The sequence below is a fragment of the Pseudomonas sp. LRF_L74 genome, assembly GCF_965644255.1.
Taxonomy (GTDB): domain Bacteria; phylum Pseudomonadota; class Gammaproteobacteria; order Pseudomonadales; family Pseudomonadaceae; genus Aquipseudomonas.
Genome location: NZ_CBFFRH010000005.1, coordinates 350,424 through 373,228, shown reverse-complemented (window position 1 = coordinate 373,228; position 22,805 = coordinate 350,424). Strand labels below are relative to the sequence as shown.

Genomic DNA, 22,805 nt, shown 5'->3' with positions numbered 1-22,805 from the left:
TGGTAGAGGCGCTACTGGTCGGGAGCGGCATCATCCCACCACGTTGCTGGCCTGGAAAGTGGCGCTGGCGCTCGTCGCGGGCCGCCAGCCCAGGGCCGGCGCAATATCGCGGGCCAGGCTCTGCAAGCGACGCAGGACCTGCTCCTGGGTCGAGCTTTCGGACTGTACCACCGGGATGAAATAGTCGGCATAGGGTAGCAGCGAAGGATCGTCGAGCAGGCTTTGCACGATCTCGTCGGGGTGGCCATGGTGGACGTTCAGTAGCTTCAGATGCTGCTCGAGGTCCGCCGCGGCATCGATCAGGCCCTCGCGAATCAGCCGTGGCACATGCAATTCGATGTCGGCTGCCAGCTCGGCCCGGGCGCTGCGGCGGTCGGCTGCGGGAAACACGGCGCGCACGACACCGATACGCGAGCCAGCGCCCTGGTAGGCGTCCAGGTAGGCATCTGCCAGTGGTTTCTGCACCAGCAGCGGGTCGTGAGTCGCGGTCCCCAGGAGCAGGCCGTTGTTTTGTCGGGCGGCCTGGATCGCGCCTTGCGGGCTGGCATGGGAGTGCCAGAGGCGTTTTCTCAGGGCCGCGCCAGGCGGTTGCAACTGGGCGCCGGGCAACTCGCCGGCGAGTGCCGATTGCAGTTGCAGCAGCCCATTCCTGAAGCTTTCCTGGCGTTGCTCGGGGTCCTGGCCGAAGGCATCGAAAACGCCAAGGTTGGCGCCACCGCTACCCAGGCCAAGCTGCACGCGACCGCCGCTGAGGTGGTCGAGGACCGCGGCATCCTCGGCCAGCCTCAGGCTGTCTTCCAGCGGCAGCACGATCACCCCGGTACCCAGTTCGATGCGCTGCGTGCGCTCGGCGACCGCGGCCAGCAGCACCAGGGGCGAAGGCAATTGGCCGAAACCGCCACTGAGGTGATGCTGGGCGATCCAGCCACCATCGAAACCGAGTGATTCGGCGACTTCGAACTGTTCGATCAGGTCGCGATAGGCCTGGGCCGGGTCGCGGCCGAAGGCGTGGGTGAGAAAGCCGAGCTTGAAGCGACGCGGGGTCTGGCTCATGCGTACAAAGTCTCCGAGGGGGTGGGGCGCCAGCCCAGGACAGGGGCGATATCCTTGGCGATGCGTTCGAGGTGGCGGATGGCTTCGTCCAGACGGGTCGAGCTGGTCTGGACCTGGACCACCAGATGGTCGCCGCCATTCAGGCGAGGCCCGTTCAGGAGGCGGCGCACGATCGTTTCGTTGTCGCCGTGCAGGATCCCCAGGCGTTCAACCTCCTCGCCGAGATCGAGGCCGCTGGCCGCCGGGTAGACGCCGATGCGGCGCTGGCGTTCGATGTAGGCACTGATGTCGCGGCCCAGGCTGGCGTGCTGGTCAGCGGGATCGCTGCCGGGAAAGATCGCGCGTACCAGGGCAATGCGGGGCGAACGTTCAGCCGCCGTCCAGGCGCCGCGATAACGGGCAACCAGGTCGGCATCGCCGGAGGCGGGCAGGCGCGGGTTGGGCGCGACGATTAGGCCATTGGCGCGTTGCGCCACCTGCTCGACACGCGAGGTGGCTTCCCAGATCCGCGATGGCAGGTCGCCAGCGGGTGGGTTCAAGTGCTGGGCGTTGGCGTTGAGCGCTTGCCCGGCCAGGCACTCCAGCAAGCGGGCAAGACGCCGGTCGTATTCGGCGTGGCGCTGCTCGATAGACTGGTTGAAGAGGGTGAAGCTGTCGGGGTCGAAGCCGGCCCCCAGCCCCAGTTGCAGCCGTCCGCCGCTGAGCAGGTCGGCTACGGCCGCATCTTCCGCCAGGCGCAGGGCCGGCTCGTGGGGCAGGACGATGATGCCGGTGCCCAGTTGGATGCGTCGCGTACGCTGTGCCGCCGCCGCGAGCAACGGCAGTGGCGATGGCAGGCGGCCGGTTTCGCAGCCCAGGTGGTGCTGGGCCACCCAGCCGCTGTCGAAGCCCAGGTCTTCGGCGACGCTGAACAGCTCCAGGGCATCCTGGTAGACGCGTGGGCTGAAGTCCGGGCTGTACACCCGATTGAGAAAACCCAGGCGGAAGGTTTTTCGGCTCATGGCTGGCTGTCCTTCGGCGTGCTGTCCACCGGCAATCGCAGCAGCGTATCCAGTTTGGGGGGCAGGGCGGGGCCGTCGGGCAATCCGCTGAACGGGCTGATCGTCAGGTAGCCCCTGGCCAGCCATGGCGCTTCGTCTTCCTGCTCGCTGGCGCCTGGCGCGGGGGCCTTGGCGAAACTGATGCCGGGCTTGCCTTTCTGCTCCTTGAACAACGGACCGAGGTCGTCGGTGTAGACCGCCTGGAACGGAATGCTGCGGCCGATGCGGGTCAGGCGCACGCCTTTGATCGTGGCAGTGGGCGGCAGGTTGACGTTCAGTCCAAGGCCCTTGGGTAGCAGCGCTTCGCCAGCCGGACGCTGGCGTTGCAAGGCCTGGACCAGGCGCGCTACCCACTCGGCGACACGCTGGCTGTCGGCTTCCTTGAGGTCGACGCTGACGGCGAGGGCGGGGACGCCACGTTGCACGGCGATGGCCGCGGCGTTGAAGGTACCGGAGATGTTGTTGAGGCTGCCCAGGTTGTTGCCCGGATTGGGGCCGACGATCACCAGGTCCGGGTCCGGCAGGATCCGGTCCAGGCCCAGTAGAACCGCCATTACCGGAGTACCGCTGATTTCGATGCGCACGTTCTGGCCGGCACACTCGACGCTGGCGCAGCGTCCCTCTTCCCAGGTGGTCAGGTAGTAGCTGTCCGGGTAGGCGGGGTCGCTGTCGTGGCCGATCTGCACTTCGCGGCCGTAGAAGAAGGCGCCGCCACGGGCGCTCTGTTCGGCGTACGGTGCGCTGACCTTGACGTTGTGGCCCTCGGCCTTGAGCGCCAGGTACAGCGCCCGCAGGTTGGGGTGACTGTAGCCGTCGTCGTTGCTTAGCAGAATGTTCAACGCATGGGCAGGTCCGGCCAGGCCGCTCAGCAACAAGGCGCCTGCCAGTCCCCAGGCTCGCCTGTTCATGCGCTTGCCGCCCCCACGAAGCGGTTGACGGGACGCCGCAGGCCCAGGTGCTCGCGCAGGGTCCGGCCCTGATAGTCATGGCGGAACAGCCCGCGGCGCTGCAGCTCGGGCACGACCTGGTCGACGAAGCTGTCCAGGCCGCCGGGAAAGGTCGGGAAGAACACGTTGAAGCCGTCGCAGGCCCTGGACTGGAACCAGTCCTCGAAGATGTCGGCGATGTCGCTGGCGGTACCGATGGCCGGGTTGCCGCCGGCGAGACGCAGATACAACTGGCGAATGCTGAGGTTCTCCCGGCGCGCCAGGGCGATCACCTGGTCGCGACGGCTGCCGCGTTGCCCCACGGGCGTATCCGGCAGCGGGCCGTCGAGGTCATGGCCGGACAGGTCGATATCCTCGCCGAGGGTATCGGCCAGCAGGCGCAGGCCCACCACCGGGTCGATCAGGGCCTGCAGGGCTTCGTACTGCTCCTGGGCGTGCTCACGGCTGCGGCCGACAAAGGGCGTGATGCCGGGCAGGATCTTGATCGCATCCGGTTCGCGGCCGAAACGCGCGGCCTGGTCCTTGATGTCCTGGTAGAAGGCCTGGCCGGCGGCGCGGTCATGGTGCGAGACGAAGATCACCTCGGCCACCCGTGCGGCCAGGTGCCTGCCGGCACTGGAGGCGCCGGCCTGGACCAGCACCGGGTGACCCTGCGGCGGGCGCGCGACGTTCAGCGGGCCCCGGACCGAGAAGTGCTCGCCCTTGTGATCGAGAACGTGCAGCTTGTCGGGATCGAAATACAGGCCGCTCTGCTTGTCGCGCACGAAGGCATCGTCATCCCAGCTGTCCCACAGGCCCTTGACCACGTCATGGAATTCCTCCGCGCGCTGATAACGATCGGCGTGCTCCACATGCTGCTCGCGGCCGAAGTTCCAGGCCTCGTCGGAGACCACCGAGGTCACCAGGTTCCAGCCCGCACGGCCCTTGGACAGGTGGTCGAGCGAGGCGAACTTGCGGGCGATATGGTAGGGCTCGTTATAGGTGGTGGTGGCCGTGGCGATCAGGCCGATGCGGTCGGTCACCGCGGCCAGGGCCGAGAGCAGGGTCAGCGGTTCGAAGTGCTCGCCCCGGGCGGTGCGGCTCAGGGCATCGATGTGATGGCCCCAGAGGGCCACCACGTCGGCGATGAACAGCGCATCGAACTTGCCGCGCTCGGCGGTCTGGGCGATGCGCTTGAAGTGCTCGAAATCCTGGCTGGCATCGGCCTGGGCCTCGGGATGGCGCCAGGCCGCGACGTGGTGGCCGCTGTTGGCGAGAAAGGCGCCCAGGTGCAACTGGTCGGTTCGGCGAATCATGGGCAGCTCCCTAGTAGTCGTAGGACACGCGCAGGCCAACGGTGCGCGGCTCGCCTGCCGAGGCGATGCTGGTGCCGGGCAGGAAGAAGTTGCGGGTCAGGTCGTATTCTTCGTCGAGCAGGTTGTGCGCCCAGATGCCCGCGCTCCACGGACCGTTGCGCGGCGACAGGGTCAGGCTGGCGTTGACCAGCCAGTAGGGATCGAGGTTGTAGTTGGGGCCGAGCAGCAGCAGTTGCTTGTATTCGTCGCGGTAGCTGTAGTTGGTTTCCGCGCGCAGGTCGAAGCCGTCCAGTGCCCAGGTGTAGGCGATGGAGCCGCCGTAGCTGAGTTTGGGAAAGCTCAGTGCCTCGCCCTTGTAGTTGTTGTAGACCTCCTGGCCAGCCGCCACGGTGGCGGTGCTGTTCACGGCGAGGAAGTCATCGGTGTACTTGCCTTCCTTGTAGCCGAGGTACTGTTGCACCTCGAGCCCGGCCAGCGGGCGCCAGAGCAGCTCCAGTTCACCACCGAAGATGCGCGAGCGCGGGGCGTTGACGAAGGTGCCGACCAGGGAACTGGACTGCTGGCTCCAGACGGTGGAGAGCACCTGCTGGTCGTGGTAGCCGTAGTAGAAGAGCGCGCCGTTCAAGCGCAACTGGTCGGTGAGGTCACTCTTGAAACCCACTTCGAAGGCGTTGACCGACTCCGGATCGAATGCCTCCAGGGCCAGCACGTTGCCGCTGTTGTGGGCGGTGTAGCCGCCGGATTTATAGCCCCGGCTGAAGCTGGCATAGATCAGCGAGCTCGGGGTGGCCTGGTACTCCAGGGCCAGCTTGCCCGAGGTGCCGTTGTTGGAAAACGAGGTGTGGTCAGGGAAGGGGTTGACGTTGCTGCCGTCGAACTGGGTGCCGTCGATGAATCCGGAGAAGTAGCCGTCCAGGCTGCGTTTCTCGTATTCCTGGCGCAGGCCGACGATGCCTTTCAACTGGTCGGTGAAGACGTAGTCGAGCTGGGCGAAGCCGCCGAGGGTCTTGACCTTCTGCACGTAGCTGGTGCGGGTCATGAAGCCCAGGCGGTCAGTGAAGTCCGAGTTGAACTTCTCGTTGAGACGGTCCTGGGAATAGAACGCGCCGGTCACCCAGTTGAGGCGTTGCTTGCCGTCCGAGCCCAGGCGCAGTTCCTGGGTGAAGCTGGTGACACGGTCATCGAAATATTCGTCGGAATCGGCATAGCCGGTGGCATCCCAATCGCCGAGTTCACGACGGCGCAGTTCGTTCCAGGCGGTGACGCTGGTCAGCAACAGGTCGCCGCCCAGGTGCCAGTTGGCGACCACGCTGGCGCTGTCATTGGTGTTGTCGGCGTGCGGTTTGTCGCCACCGGAGATGTCAGCCGCGGCGGCGAATTCCGGGCGCAGGCTCCAGCCGGTATGGCGGCGATTGCTGTCGGCACCGATGACCTCGCCGGTGCTCGCCGAGGTGTAGTTTTCGAACAGGTACAGGCCCTGATTCTCCGACTTGTCGCGGGCGTGCTGCAGGGTCAGGCGCAGGTCGAAGTCGTCGGTGACATCCCACTCCAGCTGGCCGCGCACGGCGATCTTGTCCTTGTCCCCCAGCTCGTCGCCGGTGGCGCGGTTTTTCTGCCAGGCACCGCCTTGCTGGGTGGTATAGGACAGGCGGCCGCGCAAGGTATCGGTCAGCGGGCCGGATACGAAGCCTTCGGTGTTCCAGGCGCCGTAGGAACCGTAGTCGGCGGTGATGCCGGCGTGGACGTCGCGGGTCGGCCGGCGCGTGACGAAGTTGACCGTACCGCCGGTGGTGTTGCGTCCGTAGAGGGTGCCTTGCGGGCCGCGCAGGACCTCGACCCGGTCGATGTCGAAGAGCAGGCCCTGGGTCTGGATGGGCAGGGCGAATGCCACGTCATCGACGTTCACGCCGACGCTCGATGAGTTGTTCGCGGTGTAGTCGATGAAACCGATGCCGCGCAGGCGAAATTGCGGCTGGCCGCTGCCGAAGGCCGGCTCGACTTCCAGGCTCGGGGTGTTGTGTTGCAGGTCGTTGACCGTGCTGACCGCTTTTTCCTTGAGGCTGGCGCCCTCGATCACCGAGATCGAGGCGCCGATGTCCTGGGCCGCTTCCTGGCGTCGCTGGGCGGTGACCACGACCTTGGGCAGGGCATTGCCATTCTGCGCCTGGGCGTCTTCGGCGGGCGGTTCTTCGGCATGCGCCGGGGTGGCGAGGAGGCCGCCACCGGCCAGGACAATGGCGAGTGTCAGCGGGTGGGGACGGAATCGGATCGACATGGCGCAAGGCTCCTTGGCTTAACTGGCAGGTCATGCCCCTGGCGCGTCCGGGTGTGGCGTAGCTGGGTTCTGCAGAGGCCTGAGCAAGGCCTGTGCCATCGGATTAAGAGATTGATATGAAAGGGGAAAATTGTTCGGGCCGATAAGCGCTGCTGATTTTCGCGCAGTGCCTCGCGCAGACTGTTGAGAAGCCGTCAGCGCTGGCCGGGAGGTACGCGCCGGGGCCTGGCGATGCGCCTCAGGCATCATGCAGGCTGGGATCGCCATCGGCGACAGCGAAACGGCGCAGGGTGGCGACGCTGGCGTGTGGGTCGGCGCGGTCCGAGATGGCCTGCATGCGCACATCCAGCGCTTGTCGTTGCAGGCGCAGCGACAGGTAGCCGCGCTGGCGGCTGTCATAGAAGCGCACCTGCGGATTGGCTGGTAGCACCTTCTGAATCGCTTCATAGCTGGGGCCGTTGGAGGTGATCGAGGTACCGACCAGTTCCACGGCGACGCGCGGCGAGTCGGGATCCTCTGCAACGCGGTGCAGGTGATTGGCCCAGAACGAGTGATAGTCGCCACTGAGAACCACCGGGTTGGCTACCCGGCTGTGTTGCAGGTTTTCCAGCAGGCGCTCGCGTGCCGCCTGGAACCCGTCCCAGTTGTCGGTCCAGTAGCGCGCTTCGCCGCCGGCTTCGGCTGGCGGCACGCGCAGCGGTGCGACCAGCAGGTCCTGGGCGATCAACTGCCAGCGGCTGTCCGCTCGGCGCAGGCCGTCGTACAGCCAGCGTTCCTGTTCGAAACCCAGCAGGGTGCGGCGTGGGTCGCGCAGATCGGCGCAGGAGGCTGCCTCGACATGCCCCTTGCCGAAGTGCGGCGCGACGTAGCAGGGCTGTCGTGAGCGGTATTGGCGGCCATCGAGGATCGGGATGCTGGCCAGATCGCCATAACGCAGGCGCCGATAGATGCGCGGCGCGCCATTGCTGTCGCGGGCGGGCCTGCGCAACGGCAGGTTCTCCAGGAACGCCTGGTAGGCCGCCGCGCGACGCTGGAGAAAAGCGCGCCGGGCCAGGGCCGGGTCCTTGCTGAATGGGCCCGAGTAGTCGTCCTGTACCTCGTGGTCGTCCCAGGTCGCCAGGCACGGCGCGACGGCATGCAGGGCCTGCAGGTCCGGGTCGCTGTGGTGCAGTGCGTAGCGGTAGCGATAACCGGCCAGGTCGGTGGCTTCGGGCGCGCCGTAGCGACGTACCCTATCGGCTGAGTCGCTCGGCAGGCTGTATTCGTAGATGTAGTCGCCCAGCAGCAGGACCAGGTCCGGGCGCTCCTCGGCCATGTGCCGATAGGCGCTGAAGTAGCCGCGCTCCCAGTGCGCGCACGAGGCCGCGACGAGGTGCAGGCTGTCGGGACTGGCGGTGGCGGGCGGCAAGGTCATCGCGCGTCCGCTGGCGCTGGTTTCACCAAGCGCGATAAAACGGTACCAGTATTCGCGCCCTGGCCGCAGCCCGTTGAGCTCCACGTGCACGGCATGGCCATTGAGGCGCAGCGCGCTGCTCTGGCCGCGTCGTACCGGGCGCCGAAAACCAGGGTCCTCGGCCACTTCCCAGGCCAGCGGCACAGTGGCGGGCAGGCGCTGTTCGTTACCCGGATACAGCGGCAGGGTGGCCAGGCGGGTCCAGATGACGAAGCCGTCGGACGTGGGATCGCCACTGGCAACGCCGAGTGTGAAGGGATAGTCGACGCCAGCCAGAGCGCGGCCGTGGCGCAGCAGCCAGGGCGTGGCGGCCAGGCCCGCGAGCACACGCAAGGTCTGCCGCCGGCTGATGGGTGCATGGCTCATGTGAACGCCTTAGAACATGCGGCCGGCAAGCCGCACGCCCGGTCAGAAGAAACGGTAGGTGGCCTCGACGCCGACACTGCGCGGGTCGCCGGAGTGGGCCATCTGCGCATTGGAGAGGAACGAGCCCTTGTAGAGGTCGTACTCGCGGTCGAAGAGGTTGCGGCCATAGAGCGCCAGCTCCCACTTCTCTTCTGGTGGCGCGACCGCCAGGCGCGCATTGGCCAGCCAGTAGTGGTTGGTGCTGCGTGCCGGGTCGCTGTTGATCAGGGTGTCGTGATAGGCGTAGTCGAAATGCGCGCTCCAGCGCAGCGGGCCGATGCTGCGGCTGTAGGCGAACGCGCCGCCATAACTGGTTTCCGGGAAGTTGGTCAGCTTGTCGCCGGAAAAGTCGGTGTACACCGGGTAGGCGTAGCCGACGGCGGCGGTGGCGGTGCTGTCCAGGCCCTGGAAGTCCTTGTAGCGGCCCTCCTTGTAGCCGAGATACTGGCTGACGGTAAGGCCGGGCAGCGGTTGCCACTGCAGTTCGAGCTCGCCGCCCCAGATCTGCGAGCGAGGAATGTTGACCAGCTTGCCGACGTTGCCCACCGCCTGGCTGATCCACACCTGGGACTGGTACTGCTGGTCACGGTAGTCGTAGTAGAACACCGCGCCATTGAGCCGCAGTGCCTGGTTGAGATCGCTCTTGAAGCCGATTTCATAGGCCAGCAGTTTTTCCGGCTTGAACGGTTCGATCAGGCTTTCGGCCAGGGCCGCGCTGGTGTTGTAGGTGGTGAAGCCACCGGATTTCACGCCGCGGCTGATGCTGGCATAGACGAGGTGGCCGGCGGCCGGGCGCCATTCTAGGGCGAGCCTGGCCGAGGTTTCGTCGCTGCGCAGTTGCTCGTCCAGGGGCGATGTGCGGTCCGTCAGGTTACCCGTCACATAGTCTTGCAAGCGGCGGCGCTCGTGCTCCTGACGCAGGCCGAAGACCAGGGTCCAGTCATCCGCGAGCCGGTAGCGACCCTGGCCGAACAGGCTGACGGTGTCGGCTTTCTGCCCGTACTCGGTCAGGTAGATCACGCCCAGGCCGCGATACTCGGTGAAGTCCGAGAAGAAGCGCTCGTCCAGCGATTCGTGGGCGTAGTAGCCGCCCACCACCCAGTCCAGGCGCCCGTTGCCCTCGGAGGCTAGGCGCAGTTCCTGGGAGAACACGTCGATGTCGGTATCGAAGAATTCGTCGGACTGGGCGATGGCCGAGCCGTCCCAGTCGATGTATTCCTGGCGGTCGAGGCTGTTGTAGGCGGTGATGCTGGTCAGGCTGAGGTGCTCGTCCAGGCTCCAGTCGGCGCTGAGCGAAAGGCCCTGGCTGGTGTTGTCGCGATGCGGCTTGTCATCGCCGGACAGGCCGGTGGCTGCGGCGAAGGCTGGCTTCAGGCCCCAGCCAGTGTAGTCGTGGCGGGCATCCGGGGCGATGCTGGCGTAGCTGGTCTGGCCGGCGATGTTGCGTGGCACCAGGCCCTGGTACAGGCGGGCGCCGCGACTGTCCGACCGGTCACGCCCATGATGGGCGCTGAGGTTCAGGCGCAGGCTGTCGCTGGCGTCCCATTCCAGTTGACCGCGCAGCGCCGCCACGTCCTTGTCGCCGAGCTTTTGCCCGGTGTCGCGGTTCTGCTGCCAGGCGCCGCCATCCTTGCCGGCGAACGACAGGCGGCCGCGCAGGTCCTCGGTGAGCGGGCCGGAAAGGTAGCCTTCCAGGGTCTTGTAGTCGTTCGAGCCATAGCCGGCCTTGATTTCAGCCTCGGGTTCGACCGTCGGCTTGCGGGTGATGAAGTTCACCGCGCCACCGGTGCTGTTGCGGCCGTAGAGCGTGCCCTGCGGTCCGCGCAGTACCTCCACGCGCTCCAGGTCGAACAGCAGGCCCTGGGTCTGTACCGGAAAGGGAAACGCCACTTCGTCGACGTACACGCCGACGGTGGAGGTGTTGTTGGTGGCGTAGTCACGCAGGCCGACGCCACGGATACGGAACTGGGTCTGGTCGCTGCCGTAGGCCGGATCGATTTCCAGGTTGGGCGTCTGGTACTGCAGTTGGTTGATGTTGCTGATGCCGCGTTTCTCCAGGTCGTCGCCGCTCAGCGGGGTCAGCGCGACCGCGACGTCCTGGGCCTGCTCCTTGCGTTTCTGGGCGGTCACCGTGAGCTTCGGCAGGGCGGTGGCTTCTTCGTTGTCCTCGGCGCCGATCGCTTCAGGGCATTGCAGGGCGAACAGTATCGCGCCGCTGAGGGCCAGCAGCAGGCTGCCTGACGGGTGGAGGGCAGGACGGGGGGCGGAAATGGTCATTGGCAGATTCCTTTTGTGGGCGTGCGCGGGGCGCATGCGTTCCAGGGAGGTCCGCTCTTTGGAGAGGTCGGTGAGGAGTGCAGAGCATGGCCTGTGCCAGACACGGCAGATCGTGCGCAAGGGGCTGTCAGTGTTGAAGTTTGCAGTTTTGTGACAGCTCGCCACGGCGTGGCGCTGGCTGTTTGAAATCCATCACGCCAGGTTCAGCCTGTTGCCTATCCAGCAGCTCGCCAGTGGCGCTGTCGCGGCACTGGCGGGCGCGGTTGGCTGGCACGTATCTGGCTTCGCCTGCCGATGACATCCTCGTTCTCGGAGCTCCACATGCTGCAACCCGGCCCTCTCAATCTGATCACCGATGTTCCCGGCCTCAAGGTCGGCCACGTCACCGACGAGCGTGTGCGCAGCGGGGTGACGGTACTGCGGCCGGACAAGGTGTGGCGCGCCAGCGTCGATGTGCGCGGCGGTGGCCCAGGCGGCCGGGAGCTGGCGGCGCTGGAGCCGGAGAACATGATCGGTGAGCTGCATGCGCTGGTGCTGGCTGGCGGCTCGGTGTTCGGCCTGGCCGCCGCGGATGGCGTGGCCGTGGCCTTGTCGCAGGAGAACGTGGGCGTACGCGTGCAGCCGTGGACGCCGGCGATCCCGGTGGTGCCCTCGGCGGTGCTGCACGACCTGGCCAACCATGGCGACAAGGATTGGGGGCTGGAGCCGCCTTACCGCCAATGGGGAATCGAGGCGTTGGCGGCGGCGTCCGAGCGCTTCGCCATCGGCGCCGTCGGGGCGGGGCGTGGCGCCTTGGCGGGCACCCGGCGGGGCGGTCTGGGGTCAGCCTCGCTGGGGTTGGGCGATGGCCTGTGGGTTGGCGCGCTGGTAGCGGTCAATCCGGTGGGCAGCGTGTACATGGCCGACGGTCGCAGCTTCTGGGCCTGGCCATGGGAGATCGATGGCGAGTTCGGCGGTCGGCGGCCGGACGGCACCCTCGGGCATCGCGACCCAGTCCCCCAATTGTCGCGCCTGGAAAGCCTGGGGCGCTTGCAGGCCGGTGCCAACACCACGCTGGCGGTGGTCGCCTGCAATGCCGACCTGAGCACCGCCGAATGCAAGCGCCTGGCGATCATGGCGCAGGACGGTATCGCCCGGGCCATACGTCCGGCTCATCTGCCGTTCGACGGCGACACCGTATTCGCCATGGCCAGCGGCGCCCGCGTGCTGGAGCAGGGCGCGCGACGGCCGGTGGCGCTTTCGATAGTGGGTTCGGCGGCGGCGGACTGCCTGGCGCGGGCCATCGCTCGCGGGGTCTACGCCGCCGAGGATCACGCCACGCCCAATACCTGATTGACCCGCCCCTTGGCCCGGGCCGAGAGGGCGGGCAGCCCCAACTGCTGGTAGACCTGCGCCAGCGCCTGGTTGGTGGGAACGTCGTCGGCGTCGTAGCGGCGGCGTAGTTCCAGTAACTGTTGGGCCGTGACCCAGTGCCCCGAGCGAATGTGGGCGTCCTGGGCGACGAGGGCGAACAGATCGCGCTGGGCATGGCTGCCCCCGGCCTCGACCAGCCGTGGCAGCGCTTGGTCGAGCTGGCGCGCGGCCGCTTCGAATTCGCCCGTTGCGTGGGCGTAGAGGCCTTCGGCGGCGGGCAGGGTCACCTCCCGCCAGACCGCGCGGCTGTGTGCCGGGGCCTGGTCCGCGTAGCGGTGCAGGGCGTCGAGCAGCGAAACCGCCTGGGGCCGGCGAGCCCGTGCCAGGCCGTAGAGGTACTGCAGGGACAGGAAGGGTTGCACGGTATCCTGTTCACGCACTTGCAGGTACTCGCCCAGGGCCTGCCAGCGCTGGCCGACGTCGGCGCCGGCCAGCTCCAGGCGCGTCAGCAGCGAGACCGCGCCGATCTGGTCCTGCGAATACTCGGGCAGCCGGCCCCAGACGTGCTGGTCGTATATCTGCAGCACCTCGACGAGGTTGCCGCGCGCCAGGTGGAACAATGCCAGGTGCCACCAGTTGTGGGTGTACATGAAGGAGTTGAGGTGATCCCAGCCATCCTTCACCGACTCGAGAAAGTGCGTGCCTTCGTCGATCCGGCCCTGGGTCAGGTAGACATGCGCCAGCGCGTGCTGCGCCCAGGGCTCACGTGGGTTCAGTCGCAGGGCGAGGCGGGCGGCGGTTTCCGCTTCGCCGAGCAGGTGGCATTGCTCATAGGCGAATGCCAGCATGCCGTGTACCTCGGCGATATCGGAGGCCGAGGGCAGGACCTTGAGCGCGACGCGCAGCATGGCCGGCGAGTCGCCGCGATTGAAGCTCAGGTATTGGCTGAGCTTGAGCGCGAACAGGTCGCGTGGGTGCGCGTCGAGCAAGGTGTCGATCAGGGTGAGCGCCAGGGGCACGTCGTCGTCGATCCAGGTCTCGAGCAAGCGCAGCAGGGCTCGCTCGCGATCGGGCGTGTTGGCCGCGAGGCGGGCCTGGGCGCGCCGCAGGTAGCGGCTGGCCAGCTCGCTGGCCTGGGGCGACTCGCTGAACATCGCCAGAAAACCCGCGTAGGCGTTGGCCGGCAGGTCTTCCGGGGCGGCGTCAGCGGCTGCCAGGATGCCCTCGGCGCGCGGTTCGTAGGCGAGAAAACCGCCGATGAAGTCGTCGATCGCGGCCAAGGTGGCGACGTTGCGGGTCGACAGGGGATTGCCCAGGTAGTCGTGTGGCATGAAAGCGGTCCGTGAGTGGTTGACTGCCGTTGTCGCAAGGCTCATGCCAGCCCGCCCGTGCCGGCGCGTGCGGTTGCAGAACCGCAAGGTGCCCGACGCAGGCTGGTGAAATCCGCGCAATCTGTGGCTGGCGCTGCTGCTTTCCCAACAGCCAGGCCGCAGCCCGGGCCTTTGGCGCTGGTAGTGCGGGGGGCCGGTCGATGGCATGAGCCTTGCTCCGTTCGCTTCATCCATGAGCACTGACGGAAACTATCGATGCCCTATTGCAAGCAGAGCGCAACTGCCGGGCTGCGCACCACCATCGGCGCCGCGTTCGGCGCACTGCTACTGACGAGCTGGCTACCGATTGCCGCAGCCGCGCCGCAGGCAGGCGGTACCCTCGGGCTGGTCGCCCAGCCCGAGCCGCCGGGTCTGGTGCATGCCCTGGTTTCCCACGTGTCCACGCAATATGTCAGCGGCAAGGTGTTGCAAAGCCTGCTGGCCTTCGATCATCAGTTGAAACCAATTCCGGTACTGGCGCGTAGCTGGAGAGCCTCCGATGACGGACTGACCTGGACCTTCGATCTGCAGGAGGGTGTGCAGTGGCACGATGGCCAGCCGTTCAGCGCCGAGGATGTGGTCTTCACCTTTTCCACCTTCTACCCGGCGGTCGATCCCCGGCAGAAAAGCCTGGCCGATGAGTTCATCCAGTCCGTCGAAGCCAGCGGCCCCCACCAGGTTCGCTTCCACCTGAAGAAGCCCTTCGCACCGCTGCTCGACCTGCTTGGCAGCGGCTTGCGGCCGGTGGTGGCCAGGCACATCTATGACGGCAAGGGCGATTACCGCAGCAACCCGGCCAACCTGCAGCCAATCGGCACCGGCCCTTTCGTGTTCAAGGAGTGGAAGCGGGGCGCCTACATTCGCCTGGAACGCAACCCGCATTACTGGAAGAAAGACCTGCCGTACCTGGATGCGGTGGTGTTTCACGTGATTCCGGACGCGGCATCGCGCGCCGCCGCCTTCGAGCGTGGCGACGTGCAGGTGTTGCGCAGTGGCGATGCCGACTATGCCGACCTCAAGCGCCTTGCCGCGTTGCCAGGCGTGGTCCGCAGCGAGCAGGGCTGGGAACTGTTCCGTGGCCAGGCATTTTTGCAAGTCAACACGCGCAAGCCGCCGCTGGACGACCCCAGGGTTCGCGAGGCGATCCTGCTCGCCCTGGATCGCCGCGCCATCGTCGACAACATCTTCTTCGGCACCGGCGAGCCCGCAGAGGGTGTGTTCCCCAATGGCAGCCTCGAACACGATCCGTCGCTGCCTCGCCACGATTACGATCCGGCGCGGGCGAAGCGGCTGATCGCCGAGTCCGGGGTGGACGTGAGCAAGATCCGCCTGCGCCTGCTCAACGGTGAAAAAGGCGGCGCCTGGGAACGCCTGGCCGAATACACCCGCCAGTCGCTGGCTCCGCTGGGCATCAAGGTGCAGGTGGTGACCTCCGATGCCGCGACCTGGTACCAGCGGGTCAGCGACTGGGATTTCGACCTGACCTACAACTTCAGTTTCCAGGTGGGCGACCCCTACCTGTCCACGTCGTATTTCTATCGCGGCGACAACATCGTCAAGGGCTCACCCTTCAACAACGTGGTGGGCTACTCCAACCCCCAGGCCGATGCGCTCTGGAAAGAAGCGATAAACACCCCCGATAGCAAGGCGCGCCAGGCGGTCTATTGGCGCCTGGAGCGGATCCTGAATGCGGACCTGCCGATCCTGCCAATCTACGAAATGCGTTTCCCGACCCTTTATCAGCCACAGGTCAAGAACCTGCTGCGTACCGCCACCAGTCTCAATGACAGTGCCGAAGACGTCTACCTGGAGAACCAGGCGCAATGATCGACAGGCTGTCGCAAGGCCTGCTTTTCATCACGCTGCGCCTGGGGCGCATGCTGCTGGTGATTCTGGTGGTGCTGGTCGGGACCTTTCTGTTGCTGCGCCTGGCACCGGGAGACCCGGCGCTGACCATGGCCAGCGCCGCGGGGCTGGACGATCCGGCCTATGTCGAGCGGCTGCGCCACGAAATGGGCCTGGACCGGCCGCTGCCGAGCCAACTGGCCAGCTACCTGGGCGGCGTGTTGCAGGGCGACCTGGGGTTTTCCCACCGCAACCAGACCGCGGTATGGGCGCTGATCGCGGAACGCTTGCCGGCCACGCTGTTGCTGCTGTTAAGCGCCTTCGTCCTGTCGAGCGTGGCGGGGATCGGCCTGGGCGTGCTGGCGGCCAGCAGCCGGCAGCGTTCGGGGCGCCTGGATCGGGTGGTCGGCGTGGTGGCCTTGCTGCTTTATGCCACGCCGGCGTTCTGGCTGGCCCTGCTGCTGGTGATCCTGTTCTCCATCGCGTTGGGGGTATTGCCGGCGTTTGGCATGGAGTCGGTCGGCGCCGGGCTGCGGGGCTGGGCCCATGCCTGGGATGTTGCGCAACATCTGCTGCTGCCCTGTGTCTCGCTGAGCTTCGTGTTTCTGGCGGTGTACGTGCAGTTGACCCGTTCGGCGATGCTCGAGGCCTTCACCCAGGACTTCGTCAGGACCGCCCGGGCCAAGGGCGCATCGGAACAGCGCGTGCTGCTGGCGCATGTGCTGCGCAACGCCTTGTTGCCGGTCACCACCTACGCCGGCCTGCAGTTGGGCCAATTGGCCAGTGCCAGCCTGCTGGTCGAGGTGGTCTACGCCTGGCCCGGTATCGGGCGGTTGCTTTACGAGTCGCTGGAAGCGCGTGATTACCCCCTGCTGCTAGGCGTGTTCCTGGTGATTTCCGTGCTGGTGCTGCTGGGCAACCTGATCAGCGAACTGTGCTGCTACCTCGCCGATCCGCGCCTTGCCTCGGGAGGTGCACAGTGATGCCCAGGTCTGCATGGCAGCGCTTCCGGGCCCAGCCGGGCGCGTTGGCCAGCGCGGCGTTTCTGCTGGCGCTCGGTGCGTTGGCGCTCGCCGCGCCCTGGCTGTTCGCCGAGTCGCCGTGGGCGATGGTCGCCGCTCCGTTGCAGCCACCGCTGCAATCCTTGCACCTGCCGCTGGGCAGCGACCTGCTGGGGCGCGACCCGCTGGTCGGCCTCTGCTACGGTGCTCGGGTGTCGCTCTCCATCGGCCTGCTGAGTACCCTGGCGACCTTGACCCTGGGGGTACTGGTCGGGGCCATCGCCGGTTATGCCGGCGGGTTGCTCGACAGCCTGCTGATGCGCCTGGCCGATGTCTTCCAGGTCATTCCCGGGTTGTTCCTGGCGGTGATCCTGGTGGCGATTCTCGAACCTTCGATCTTTTCGCTGGTGCTGGCGGTGAGCCTCGCGGCGTGGCCGCCGGTGGCGCGCATCGTGCGCAACGAAGTGCTCGGCCTGCGCCAGCGCGAATTCGTGCTGGCCGCGCGCACGGCCGGGCTGGGGCCGTTGCACATCCTGTTCGTGGAAATCCTGCCGAATGCCTTGCCCCCCGTGCTGTCGTTGGTGGGCCTGGTGATGGCGGCGGCTATCCTCGGCGAGTCGGCGTTGTCTTTTCTCGGCCTCGGCGATCCGGAATCGATGAGCTGGGGGGCAATGATCGATTCCGCACGAAATCTCGCGCGTCAGGCCTGGTGGTTGAGCCTGTGGCCAGGCCTGGCAATCCTCTCGACGGTGCTGGCCGTGCACCGGGTCGGCGAGGGGCTGCGGATCGCCTTCAACGTGCGTGAAAGGGTGGCGCCATGAGCGTGCCATTGCTGAGCGTTCAAGGGTTGCAGGTACGCTTGCCGATCACTGCGGAGCGCAGTCATGCATTGCGTGACGTTAATTTCGAGCTCGCGGCAGGTGAACTGCTGTGCGTGGTGGGCGAGTCAGGGTCGGGTAAGTCGACATTGGCAGCAGCGCTCCTGCGACTGTTGCCTGAAGGACTGGAGTTCGAGCGAGGTCGCCTGGTGTTTTCCGGCACGGACCTGGCACAACTCGCTGCGCCGGCGCTGCGCAAGTTGCGCGGCGCGGCCATCGGCCTGGTTTCCCAGGAGCCGTTGACCGCACTCGACCCGGTGTGGCGGATCGGCCAGCAGATCGATGAAGCCCTGCGCCTGCATCGCCGCTTGGCCAGGCCTCAGCGTCGCGAGCGTGTGCTGGACCTGCTGCGCTATGTCGGGCTGACCGACGTCCAGCGCATAGCCAGGGCATACCCCTTCCAGCTTTCGGGCGGCCAACGGCAGCGGGCCGCCATCGCCATGGCGCTGGCCTGCGAGCCGCGCCTGCTGATTGCCGACGAACCGACCTCGGCGCTCGATGCCGCGAGTCGCAAGCAGATACTCGAGTTGCTGCAGCGCATTCGCCGCGAAACCGGCATGGCCATCCTGCTTATCACCCATGACTTCTCGGTCGTTCGCGCCGTGGCTGACCGCGTCTTGGTGATGGCCGAGGGCAAGGTCGTCGAACAGGGCACCGCGCGGCAAGTGCTGCATGCGCCACGCGAGCACTATACGCGCCTGTTGCTGGAGGCCAGCACGTCGCGGCCTCGTCCCCCACGCCCGGCGAATAGCGCCACGCCGTTACTGGTCGCCTCGGGGCTGAACAAGCGTTACTGGGCGCGTCAGGGCCTGCGCCGCCACGCGGTGGTCGCGTTGCAGGGCGTGGAACTGAGCCTGCGCCCCGGCGAGACCCTGGGTATCGTCGGCGAATCAGGCTCAGGCAAATCGACCTTGGCCAGGGCCTTGCTGCGCCTGTTGCCGCTCGATGGCGGCAGCGTTCGCCTGGACGGGCAAGAGTTGCTCGGCCTTGGCGAACGCCAGTTGCGTGCCGTTCGGCCGGGCATCCAGATGGTCTTCCAGGACCCTTCCGCATCGTTCAACCCGCGTCGGCGCATTGGCGAGTCGCTGATCGCCGGTTCGCTGGCGCGGGGCGAGCCACGCGCGCAAGCGCAGGAGCGTGCGCGGGAACTGCTGGGCAGGGTCGGCCTGCCGGCCAGTGCGTTCGAGGCGTATCCCCACGAGTTTTCCGGTGGCCAGCGCCAACGCATGGCCATTGCCCGGGCACTGATCCAGCAGCCCAGGGTACTGGTCGCCGACGAGTGTGTGTCGGCGCTCGACGCGCTGGTCCAGGACCAGGTCCTGCGTCTGCTGGACGATCTGCAGGCGCAACTGGACCTGGCGATGCTGTTCATCACCCATGACCTGGGGGTGGCCGCGCGCATGTGCGATCGTCTGGTGGTGATGCGGGACGGGCAAATCGTCGAGTCGGGAGAAACCGCTCGCCTGCTGGCGCAGCCACGACATGCCTACACCCGCACGCTGCTGGACGCCGCCAGCGAAACCTTACCAGCGCGGGCGACCGGGGATCAGGTGACATGAACGGTGGACTCCTGCATCTGAATGCATTTCTGATGGCGACCGGTCATCATGTCGCCGGCTGGCGGCACCCTCTGAGTCGGGCCGATGGAGGGCTGAGCCTGGAGCACTACCTGCACCTGGCGCAGACCGCCGAGCGCGGATGCTTCGATGCCATTTTCCTGTCCGATACCCTCGCCATGTTGCCGGGCGAGCATGCCGCGCTCAGCCGCATGTCGCGCACCGAGCACTTCGAACCGCTGACCCTGCTGGCCGCCCTCGCTGCACGAACCCGGCACATCGGCCTGATCGCCACGGCCACCACCTCCTACAACGGGGCCGAACAGATCGCCGCCGCCTTCGCTTCGCTCGAGCGCCTCAGCGGCGGGCGTTGCGGCTGGAACCTGGTGACTTCGAGCAATGCTCAGGAGGCCCGTAATTTCGGGCGCGACCAGCATTTTCTGCATGCTGATCGCTATCGCATGGCCGAACGTTTTCACCAACGGGTGCAGGCGTGCTGGCAAGCACCGGAGCGGGCGCCGGTACAGGTGTGTGCCGGTGACTCCGAGGCCGGGCGCGAATTCGCCGCGCGGCATGCCGAAGTGGTGTTCACCGCCCAGCCCGACTTGCAGGGCGCCTGCCTGTTTTACCAGGACATCAAGGCGCGCGCGGCCAGGCACGGCAGGTCGGCCCAGTCGCTCAAGGTCATGCCCGGCATCCTGCCGATCGTCGGGCGCACGCGCGCCGAGGCCGAGGCGCAGCACGCCCTGCTGCAATCCCTGGTGGACCCCCGGGTAGGGCTTTCGCTGCTGGCCGATGTCGGCGGAGGCAGCGACCTGTCGCAGCTACCCCTGGATGGTCCGCTACCGGACCTGCCGCTGACGGAGTCCGGGCGCAGTCGCCAGCAACTGTTGCTGAAGCTGGCGCGAACGGAAGGCTTGAGCATTCGCCAGTTGTACCTGCGCATGGCCGATGCCCGTGGCCATCTGGTGGTGGTGGGGAGCGCGCAGGAGATCGCCGAGCAGATGGAGACCTGGTTTCGCCTGGGGGCGGCTGACGGCTTCAACGTCATGCCCGCCTGGCTTCCAGGCGGCCTGGAGGATTTCGTCGACCTGGTGGTTCCCGAGCTGCGGCGCCGGGGCCTGGTCCGTGATCATTATGTTGGCCGTACCTTGCGTGAGCACCTGGGGTTGGCCGAAACGTACGCATCGAGGGAGAGAATTGGCAATGGCTGAACATGACCTGGCGGTCGCGGTGCAGGGGGTGACGCTGGAGGTACGTCCCGGTCGCCACCTCAGTGTGGCGCACCGGCCTGCACCCGCAGGCAGCGACACGACGCTGTTCTTCGCCCATGGCGGTGGCGGCAACAAGGATCAGTGGCGTTACCTCTGGCAGGACCCGCGACTGGCGGGATACGACCTGGTGGCCTGGGACATTCTCGGCCACGGCGCCAGCGATACGCCACGCACGACACGGGCGTATGCCTGGGACGAACTGGTGGCGGACCAGTTGGCGATATACCGGCGCTTCGCCGGCACCCGCAACGTCGCCATCGGTCATTCCTTCGGCACGGCGCTGACCTTGAGCACCCTGGAGCATTTCGAACAGCGCAGCACCGTCGCCGCCGTCCTGCTGCTCGGCACCCAGTTGCATGCGCCTGCGCGCGGCGGCCTGCTGCATTTGCCGGCCTGGACGCTCGAGTTGTTGCGTCCCTGGCTCGTTCGCGGCTTTCGCCAGGCTGCCTGGCATGCGCAGACCGATCCGGCGCTGGTCGACTACGAGGTGCGCCTGACCGAGCGTAACTCCTTGCGCGTATTCAAGGCGCTGGTCGGGCAGGGGCGCTGGATTCCCGAGAATCTGGATTGGTTGCGAGCCCCGGTGCGCATCCTCTCGGGCGAGGCCGATGGCATCACCCCGCTGGAGGGTGGGCGGGCATTGCACGAAAAGATCCCCGGCTCGCAGTTCCATGTGCTCCCGCGCACCGCCCACCAGTTGCTGCTGGAGCGCCCCGACGCGGTGCTCGAGCACTTGCTCGAACTGTTGCAGCAACAGCATGAGCACAAGCCTTTTCTCAGGCTAGGCATCTAGGGCATTGAGCTAGATCTGTCAGGCCAGCTCTTAAGCCGGACGACGGGAGCATTTTATTTTCTAACTCTAAACGTCGGTTTCTGGCTGGTATCGCCGCTACTGACAACTACGCTCTGCAACGAGAGAACCATGAGCTACGTAAAGCCAACGAAACCCTGTGTTTGCTCAGTGTGCAATGCAGCGCCATGGCGCGCTGAAGGTGTGGAAGCCGCTGAATGCCCGTCCGCAAGTACCTGACCGATACGTCCGGCTCAGAGACGGAAATCATTGTTCAGCAGGGAGGAGCGGCCTATCAACTGGGCTGTGCGATCATGCCCGGCGTGGACACAATGCATCTCGATGTTGCGGATGAAATAGCCCAGCGGGTGTTCTTCAAACTGGGCGGTACCGCCGGATATCGAAATAATGCTGCGACTGACATCCAGCGCGGTCTGTTCGGCCACCGCCTTGGCGCTCATCGACAGCAACCCCGCACGGGTCTCGTCAGTCTGCTGCCAGGCCAGCACCGCTTGTTCGAACAGCGCGGCGGCGCTGTCGATCCTGACGCGCATCTCCCCTGTACGCAGTTGCACGAATTCATCGTGTTCGCGCTGGCGGGCGAGGGTGTAGCCCAGGTGCCAGTCGAACAGTCCCTCGACCATACCCAGGTAGTTGGCGGCGAAACCGAGGTGAAACCGTTCGTGCCAGCCTTCGCGCACATAGGTGCCAGGTTTGCCGAGTACATGGCTGTCGGGGACAAATACAGAATCCAGGCGCAGCAGCGGGCTGCGCGCCAGCTTCATGCCGTTGGGCCGATACCAGTCGTCGTCCCAGGAAAGGCCCGGCATGCCCTGTTCGAGGATCAGCATCATCTGGTGTTCGGCGGTGGCTTGCGCGCCATCGATGGCGACCACCGCGATGATCAGGTCGGCGTATTCGCCATTGGTGACGAAGCTTTTTGTCCCGCTCACCCGCCAGCCGCCAGGGACACGGGTTGCCCGGGTCTGCATCTGTGCCGGGTCGATCCGTGCCGGCTCACTGCCGACCGAGGCAGCGAGGCCGAAGCGGCTGGTCAGTGGCAGGACGAAGCGATCGATCTGTTCCGGCGTGGCCACGCCTTCCAGAGTCCATAGGCTGTGGTTATGCAGCTGGAAGCAGTGTGCGGTGGCCGCATCACCACGGCTGATCAGTCGCAGCAGCCGATGGAAGAGCCCAGGTCGCGCGCCAAGCAGGTGGCCGTCGAAGCCACCGTTAATCTCTGAGGAGGTGATGTGCAGCAGACCCAAGTCATGGATGCTGCGCAGGTTCTCTAGCGGAAAGAAGCTGTCACCCTCGTCACGCAAGGCGCGCTGACGGTAGTCGCTGATCGCCAGCGCGGCAAGTTGACGGCTGCGTTCCTCGATCCAGTGGCCGATCATCGCATTGCTCTCACTCATGGTTGCCCTCCACGGCTGCGCTCCTGATGAGTATTCTGCCCCCTGTGCAGTGCAATGGGCGCGTTCATGCCGGCTCCTCGTCGGCTGGTGCCGGGGGCGTCAGCAGAATACCGGCACCGCTTAGCGCTTCGGGGCGGGCTATGGCGTCAGCCAGGGAGGTTCCATCCAGCACCGAGCTGACCTGGTCACGGGCCTGGGCCATCACTCGACGCAGTACGCAGGTAGCTTCGTCATGACAGTCGTAGCAAGGACGGTAGAAGTTCTTGCTGACGCAGGGCACCAGTGCCAGAGGCCCGTCGGTGATCCGGATGACGGCGCCGAAGCTGATGTCCGTTGCGGCCCTGGCCAGCATGTAGCCGCCGTTTTTACCACGTACGCTGGTCAGCAGCCCGCCGCGTTTGAGTTCCAGCAGGATGGTTTCAAGAAATTTGCGAGACGCCGACAGTGCGGCGGCGATATCGGTGATCGCCACCGGGGCCCCGGCAGGGGAGCGGGCGAGATAGAGCGAGGCTTTCAGTGCGAGCCTGCTGCGCTGAGAAATCATCGGGCGGCCTGTTCCATCGAGGGTGTTGCCA

Annotated in this window: 17 protein-coding genes; 7 read left to right on the top strand and 10 right to left on the bottom strand. The window is 66.4% G+C overall.

What is annotated here, in order from left to right; translation table 11 throughout:
• Positions 1-30: 30 nt before the first annotated feature.
• The 7 genes from ACSZPK_RS15250 to ACSZPK_RS15220 all read right to left on the bottom strand — a co-directional run bounded on the left by ACSZPK_RS15250 (position 31) and on the right by ACSZPK_RS15220 (position 10,745).
• A complete protein-coding gene (locus ACSZPK_RS15250) occupies positions 31-1,053 on the bottom strand; it encodes an LLM class flavin-dependent oxidoreductase (RefSeq protein ID WP_437882319.1) in 1,023 nt (340 codons plus the stop codon).
• The gene (locus ACSZPK_RS15245) at positions 1,050-2,054 is read right to left on the bottom strand and encodes an LLM class flavin-dependent oxidoreductase (protein WP_437882318.1); all 1,005 of its coding nucleotides are present in this window, start codon (positions 2,052-2,054) and stop codon (positions 1,050-1,052) included. The genes ACSZPK_RS15250 and ACSZPK_RS15245 overlap by 4 nt, the downstream gene beginning before the upstream one ends.
• Positions 2,051-3,001, bottom strand: coding sequence for a 5'/3'-nucleotidase SurE (locus ACSZPK_RS15240; protein ID WP_437882317.1), 951 nt, complete (start codon positions 2,999-3,001; stop codon positions 2,051-2,053). Before ACSZPK_RS15240 ends, ACSZPK_RS15245 begins: the two co-directional genes overlap by 4 nt.
• On the bottom strand, positions 2,998-4,335 hold the full coding sequence (locus tag ACSZPK_RS15235; RefSeq protein WP_437882316.1) for an LLM class flavin-dependent oxidoreductase: 1,338 nt from the start codon (positions 4,333-4,335) through the stop codon (positions 2,998-3,000). The genes ACSZPK_RS15240 and ACSZPK_RS15235 overlap by 4 nt, the downstream gene beginning before the upstream one ends.
• Before the next feature lie 10 nt (positions 4,336-4,345).
• Positions 4,346-6,610 (bottom strand): TonB-dependent receptor, encoded by a 2,265-nt coding sequence (locus tag ACSZPK_RS15230; protein WP_437882315.1) that lies wholly within the window; start codon positions 6,608-6,610, stop codon positions 4,346-4,348.
• A 238-nt stretch (positions 6,611-6,848) separates the two neighbouring features.
• Entirely contained in the window at positions 6,849-8,429 is a 1,581-nt protein-coding gene (locus ACSZPK_RS15225) for an alkaline phosphatase D family protein (RefSeq protein WP_437882314.1), read from the bottom strand.
• A 42-nt stretch (positions 8,430-8,471) separates the two neighbouring features.
• A complete protein-coding gene (locus tag ACSZPK_RS15220; RefSeq protein WP_437882313.1) occupies positions 8,472-10,745 on the bottom strand; it encodes a TonB-dependent receptor in 2,274 nt (757 codons plus the stop codon).
• A 321-nt stretch (positions 10,746-11,066) separates the two neighbouring features.
• Here ACSZPK_RS15220 and ACSZPK_RS15215 point away from each other — a divergent pair, with 321 nt between their 5' ends.
• Complete coding sequence (locus ACSZPK_RS15215; RefSeq protein ID WP_437882312.1) at positions 11,067-12,077, top strand: P1 family peptidase; 1,011 nt, start codon at positions 11,067-11,069, stop codon at positions 12,075-12,077.
• On the opposite strand, the gene ACSZPK_RS15210 is transcribed toward ACSZPK_RS15215, so the two are convergent.
• Positions 12,056-13,429 (bottom strand): tetratricopeptide repeat protein, encoded by a 1,374-nt coding sequence (locus ACSZPK_RS15210; protein WP_437882311.1) that lies wholly within the window; start codon positions 13,427-13,429, stop codon positions 12,056-12,058. The genes ACSZPK_RS15215 and ACSZPK_RS15210 overlap by 22 nt on opposite strands.
• 255 nt (positions 13,430-13,684) lie before the next feature.
• Here ACSZPK_RS15210 and ACSZPK_RS15205 point away from each other — a divergent pair, with 255 nt between their 5' ends.
• Genes ACSZPK_RS15205 through ACSZPK_RS15180 form a run of 6 tightly spaced genes read left to right on the top strand, consistent with a single transcriptional unit; the run spans position 13,685 to position 20,815 of the window.
• Complete coding sequence (locus tag ACSZPK_RS15205) at positions 13,685-15,295, top strand: ABC transporter substrate-binding protein (protein WP_437882310.1); 1,611 nt, start codon at positions 13,685-13,687, stop codon at positions 15,293-15,295.
• Entirely contained in the window at positions 15,292-16,296 is a 1,005-nt protein-coding gene (locus ACSZPK_RS15200; RefSeq protein WP_437882309.1) for an ABC transporter permease, read from the top strand. Before ACSZPK_RS15205 ends, ACSZPK_RS15200 begins: the two co-directional genes overlap by 4 nt.
• Positions 16,296-17,135 (top strand): ABC transporter permease, encoded by an 840-nt coding sequence (locus ACSZPK_RS15195; protein WP_437882308.1) that lies wholly within the window; start codon positions 16,296-16,298, stop codon positions 17,133-17,135. Before ACSZPK_RS15200 ends, ACSZPK_RS15195 begins: the two co-directional genes overlap by 1 nt.
• Positions 17,132-18,751 carry a dipeptide ABC transporter ATP-binding protein gene (locus ACSZPK_RS15190; RefSeq protein ID WP_437882307.1) on the top strand — a complete coding sequence of 540 codons (1,620 nt, stop codon included), beginning with the start codon at positions 17,132-17,134 and terminating at the stop codon, positions 18,749-18,751. The genes ACSZPK_RS15195 and ACSZPK_RS15190 overlap by 4 nt, the downstream gene beginning before the upstream one ends.
• Entirely contained in the window at positions 18,748-19,962 is a 1,215-nt protein-coding gene (locus ACSZPK_RS15185) for an LLM class flavin-dependent oxidoreductase (RefSeq protein ID WP_437882306.1), read from the top strand. Before ACSZPK_RS15190 ends, ACSZPK_RS15185 begins: the two co-directional genes overlap by 4 nt.
• Positions 19,955-20,815 (top strand): alpha/beta fold hydrolase, encoded by an 861-nt coding sequence (locus tag ACSZPK_RS15180; RefSeq protein WP_437882305.1) that lies wholly within the window; start codon positions 19,955-19,957, stop codon positions 20,813-20,815. The genes ACSZPK_RS15185 and ACSZPK_RS15180 overlap by 8 nt, the downstream gene beginning before the upstream one ends.
• 251 nt (positions 20,816-21,066) lie before the next feature.
• On the opposite strand, the gene ACSZPK_RS15175 is transcribed toward ACSZPK_RS15180, so the two are convergent.
• Positions 21,067-22,230, bottom strand: coding sequence for an acyl-CoA dehydrogenase family protein (locus tag ACSZPK_RS15175; RefSeq protein ID WP_437882304.1), 1,164 nt, complete (start codon positions 22,228-22,230; stop codon positions 21,067-21,069).
• Between the two features lie 64 nt (positions 22,231-22,294).
• Complete coding sequence (locus ACSZPK_RS15170; RefSeq protein WP_437882303.1) at positions 22,295-22,774, bottom strand: RrF2 family transcriptional regulator; 480 nt, start codon at positions 22,772-22,774, stop codon at positions 22,295-22,297.
• Positions 22,775-22,805 lie beyond the last annotated feature (31 nt).